Source organism: Acetobacter sp. DsW_063 (assembly GCF_002153745.1).
In the GTDB taxonomy this organism is placed as follows: Bacteria; Pseudomonadota; Alphaproteobacteria; order Acetobacterales; family Acetobacteraceae; genus Acetobacter.
Window position 1 is genome coordinate 1 of sequence record NZ_JOPL01000146.1, and the last position, 3044, is coordinate 3044.

The window sequence follows — 3044 nt, forward strand, 5'->3', positions numbered from 1 at the left end:
TCTGTCGCGCCAGGTGCGAACTTCACCTCGAACGGCGCGGCAAGGTAACCATACCTAGGAGAATGATTGTAAAAATCAGACCGGGGAATTTTCGATTCATCTGAGCGTCATAGCTGAAAATGAAAGCGAGCCCACCCGCGCTACAACTCAGAATGGCCCATGCCAAAGCCGAAGTGCAGTAATGATGGGCCATAGACGCCACGATACAATTTCGCACGTCATGATCGAACTGCAGGGCATGATAATTCGGATACGATCCAGCTATCATCAGCATGAACGATAGAGCGAACGCTATAGATAGCCGGGAACCAGCTTGAATGACGCTGACTGCCCGGGCACTCTTATCGTGGTCAAACGGGATCATTCTGACGTGCAATCTCCAATGTATGACTACCAGTTGGAACCCATCATGCTCCACGGAAGCAGCTGTGGATCAGCCATAAAAAAAGCCGTGCAACCGTCAGGCTACACGACCTCCAAATCATATATTCGCCGATACTGCATTTTGGGGAATCTGGGGAGGGGTAAATTACGTCCTGCCGATTTTTTTTGCGAGCGCGCCACATGCCTGCCTGTGCCACGCCTGCGCCGTCTTATGATCAATCCCCAGCAGACGTCCCAAACTCCGCCATTCCCAACGATATTTCCCGGAATACGGATTCACGATCATCCGCTTGTTCACAACATTACGATGCCGAAGATCATCAATCATCACCGGCCAACCCAAAACAATGTCCAGCCGAGCTATCGCGTCAGCTGTCGGCGGCGGCAGCACACCGTCGCTTTCTCGCAACCACGCTAAATCTTCCCGGTCCATCACAATGTCCGGCCAATTGATCTTCACACCTGCAGGACGCAGCCCCTTCACCCGCAACGTCGCAAGCGTCAGCCGTATGTCGCCGCCCATGTCCAGCAGCTTCGCTTCACGGTTTATGCGCGCCATCTCAATACGCCTTCAATCGAAACCCATGGGACAATTCCTCGACGATCTGCCGCTCGACCAGATGCGCCAGCGCCGTGTCCAGCTCGTCGCCGCGCGCCGACAGAAGCCGGATCAGTTCGTCACGCGACACCGCGCGCCCGGCGCCGGGCTGGCGCAGTTCGGGCATCACGTCGGCGATGTCGGTCAGTTGCAGCCACGCGGCGCGGGCGGCGAGCGGCAGCAGCGCCCAGCGCTGGTCCAGCATCACCGCCCGGACATGGCGGCCATAGCGTTGCTGTTTCGGACTCATGCCGCCTCCATCATGTCAGGGCGCGTCCACGCCGGGCTCAGCTCGTCCTCATGCGCGTCGCGGAACCAGGTCGTGTGATCGGTGAAGCGCAGCGGGCACGTGCCGGTCGGCCCCTGCCGGTTCTTGGCGAAGATCACGTCCGCCCTGCCCTCGGACATGCTCACCCGTTGCGCCATGGCGGAGCAGCGATTGGCGTAACAGCGCATCGTCGCTCGCCCACTGGCGCTGTTGCGACAGGCGGTAGAGTTCGAGACGGAGCGTTTCCGAATGACGGCGCGAAAAGCACGCGCCAGTGTGACCGCTATGAGCAGTGTTCATGCTTCACCTGTGGGGGTTTTGTGCGACGCAAAGGCTTGTCGCGACGCTGTGCATGTTCGTGGGCGAAAAGAGATCGGGCCGAAGCTTACTGCGCGGGATGTTCGTTATTTGCTCGATAACGACCACGGCCTCGGCAGGAATCTTGTCCCACTGAGAGACCGCGCTCCGAGTGATATTCATCGCGCGGGCGATCTTCGCCGATGCTCCGCGTGTCGCCCTTACTAGCTCAATGCCGGTGATGCTCATGGCCAAATCGCTTAGCATCACTGAGCATTGTAACACAAGAACTTTGCTCAGTGTTAGTGAGCGCTCAAGCGGGCACTATGAACCCATGACACCAGGAGACATCATTCGGGCCGCTCGCAAGAAAGCAGGCTTGAGCCAGCGCGCGTTAGCTCAAAAGCTAGGTTTGAGCGCCGGCGCAGTAGCTCAGTGGGAAACCGACACGACCACGCCCACCAATGATAACTGGATGGCCCTTCGCTCACTGATTGAAATTCCGAAGCAAATTGAGCCAAGCGGGGCCATTCCATATGGTGGTGAGCTCGTCGAAGACGCCGACGAACTTGCCCTTTTGAGGTTCTGGCGCTCTTTGGACGATGTGAAGCGGCGCGTTGTTCTGGAGTTGCTCCATATCGACAAGATAACCTCCACCTAGGCTTGAGCTGTGGGACTTTATTCTGTGACGTCTTTGACGCGCGCGTGATACGACCTTCATCGAACCCACCCCCGAAACGGATTCACTCATGACGCTTAGCGTCAATGCTTAGCGACACTAACTTTTATATTGACTGCTTAGCAATACTAAGCGATTGATGCTCCTAACACGCCACTCTACGGAGCAAGCCATGACAGCCACAATCGACTACACGGAAGCCGTTGACGCACCCATTCTCGATGGGCTGCCTTTATTTGTGCGGATGCATGCCCTCGACATGCGCCGCCGCTCACTATGGTTGCGTCAGAACGAGCGCGCCGCGCTGGACCGCGCGAACGCACGCGACGCCACGATGTATGGGGACCACGCAGCGGCAATCGAGGAGGAGATAGAAGCCTATTTGCTCCCATTCATGACCGCGCTGAAAACTGCACAACGCGTGCTTCCAACTAACGTTATTCGCTTTCCGGGAGGCCGGGTATGAGCGACGCTTTGTGGACTTCGCGTGAGTTAGCGGCGTTTTTGCGGTATCAGGAGAGCACGGTGCGGCGGCTTGTCAGCCAGCACCCGGAGCGGCTGCCACCGCGTGTGGCGGGGCTGGGGCGGCCGCGGTGGGATGCGGAGACGGTGCGGCGGTGGGCTTCTATGCCTGCGGCGAGTGGTGCGCGGCGCGGGCGACCGAGGGTGGTGCCGGGGTTTTGAGGCGGCGGCGCTGTGACGATGCCATGGCTCCTTTCGCCTTAAGTCAGACATCGAAGTGGTGATGGTAGCTGGCCGAAAGCTGAAATGTATCCTTCCGGTGAAGAGCGCCTTGCCGGGGTGAATGGTGATTTCTG

7 protein-coding genes are annotated in these 3044 nt (G+C 58.3%); 3 read left to right on the plus strand and 4 right to left on the minus strand.

Annotation, left to right across the window (positions count from 1 at the left end; translation table 11 throughout):
* Positions 1–529 precede the first annotated feature (529 nt).
* The 4 genes from HK28_RS13370 to HK28_RS14555 all read right to left on the minus strand — a co-directional run bounded on the left by HK28_RS13370 (position 530) and on the right by HK28_RS14555 (position 1814).
* Positions 530–943 carry a DUF6362 family protein gene (locus HK28_RS13370; RefSeq protein WP_086645029.1) on the minus strand — a complete coding sequence of 138 codons (414 nt, stop codon included), beginning with the start codon at positions 941–943 and terminating at the stop codon, positions 530–532.
* A 1-nt stretch (position 944) separates the two neighbouring features.
* Positions 945–1232 (minus strand): hypothetical protein, encoded by a 288-nt coding sequence (locus tag HK28_RS13375; RefSeq protein ID WP_086645030.1) that lies wholly within the window; start codon positions 1230–1232, stop codon positions 945–947.
* The gene (locus HK28_RS13380) at positions 1229–1396 is read right to left on the minus strand and encodes a DnaB-like helicase C-terminal domain-containing protein (RefSeq protein WP_158093484.1); all 168 of its coding nucleotides are present in this window, start codon (positions 1394–1396) and stop codon (positions 1229–1231) included. Before HK28_RS13380 ends, HK28_RS13375 begins: the two co-directional genes overlap by 4 nt.
* 157 nt (positions 1397–1553) lie before the next feature.
* Positions 1554–1814 carry a Cro/CI family transcriptional regulator gene (locus HK28_RS14555; RefSeq protein WP_369823668.1) on the minus strand — a complete coding sequence of 87 codons (261 nt, stop codon included), beginning with the start codon at positions 1812–1814 and terminating at the stop codon, positions 1554–1556.
* Between HK28_RS14555 and HK28_RS13390 the strand changes: the two genes are divergently transcribed.
* The 3 genes from HK28_RS13390 (at position 1720) to HK28_RS13400 (ending at position 2910) form a co-directional block, all read left to right on the plus strand.
* Positions 1720–2208: a helix-turn-helix domain-containing protein gene (locus HK28_RS13390; protein WP_233140555.1), complete on the plus strand. Its 489-nt coding sequence runs from the start codon at positions 1720–1722 to the stop codon at positions 2206–2208. The genes HK28_RS14555 and HK28_RS13390 overlap by 95 nt on opposite strands.
* Positions 2209–2398: 190 nt before the next feature.
* Positions 2399–2692, plus strand: coding sequence for a hypothetical protein (locus HK28_RS13395; protein ID WP_086645034.1), 294 nt, complete (start codon positions 2399–2401; stop codon positions 2690–2692).
* Complete coding sequence (locus HK28_RS13400) at positions 2689–2910, plus strand: hypothetical protein (RefSeq protein ID WP_086645035.1); 222 nt, start codon at positions 2689–2691, stop codon at positions 2908–2910. Before HK28_RS13395 ends, HK28_RS13400 begins: the two co-directional genes overlap by 4 nt.
* The last annotated feature ends 134 nt before the right edge of the window (positions 2911–3044 follow it).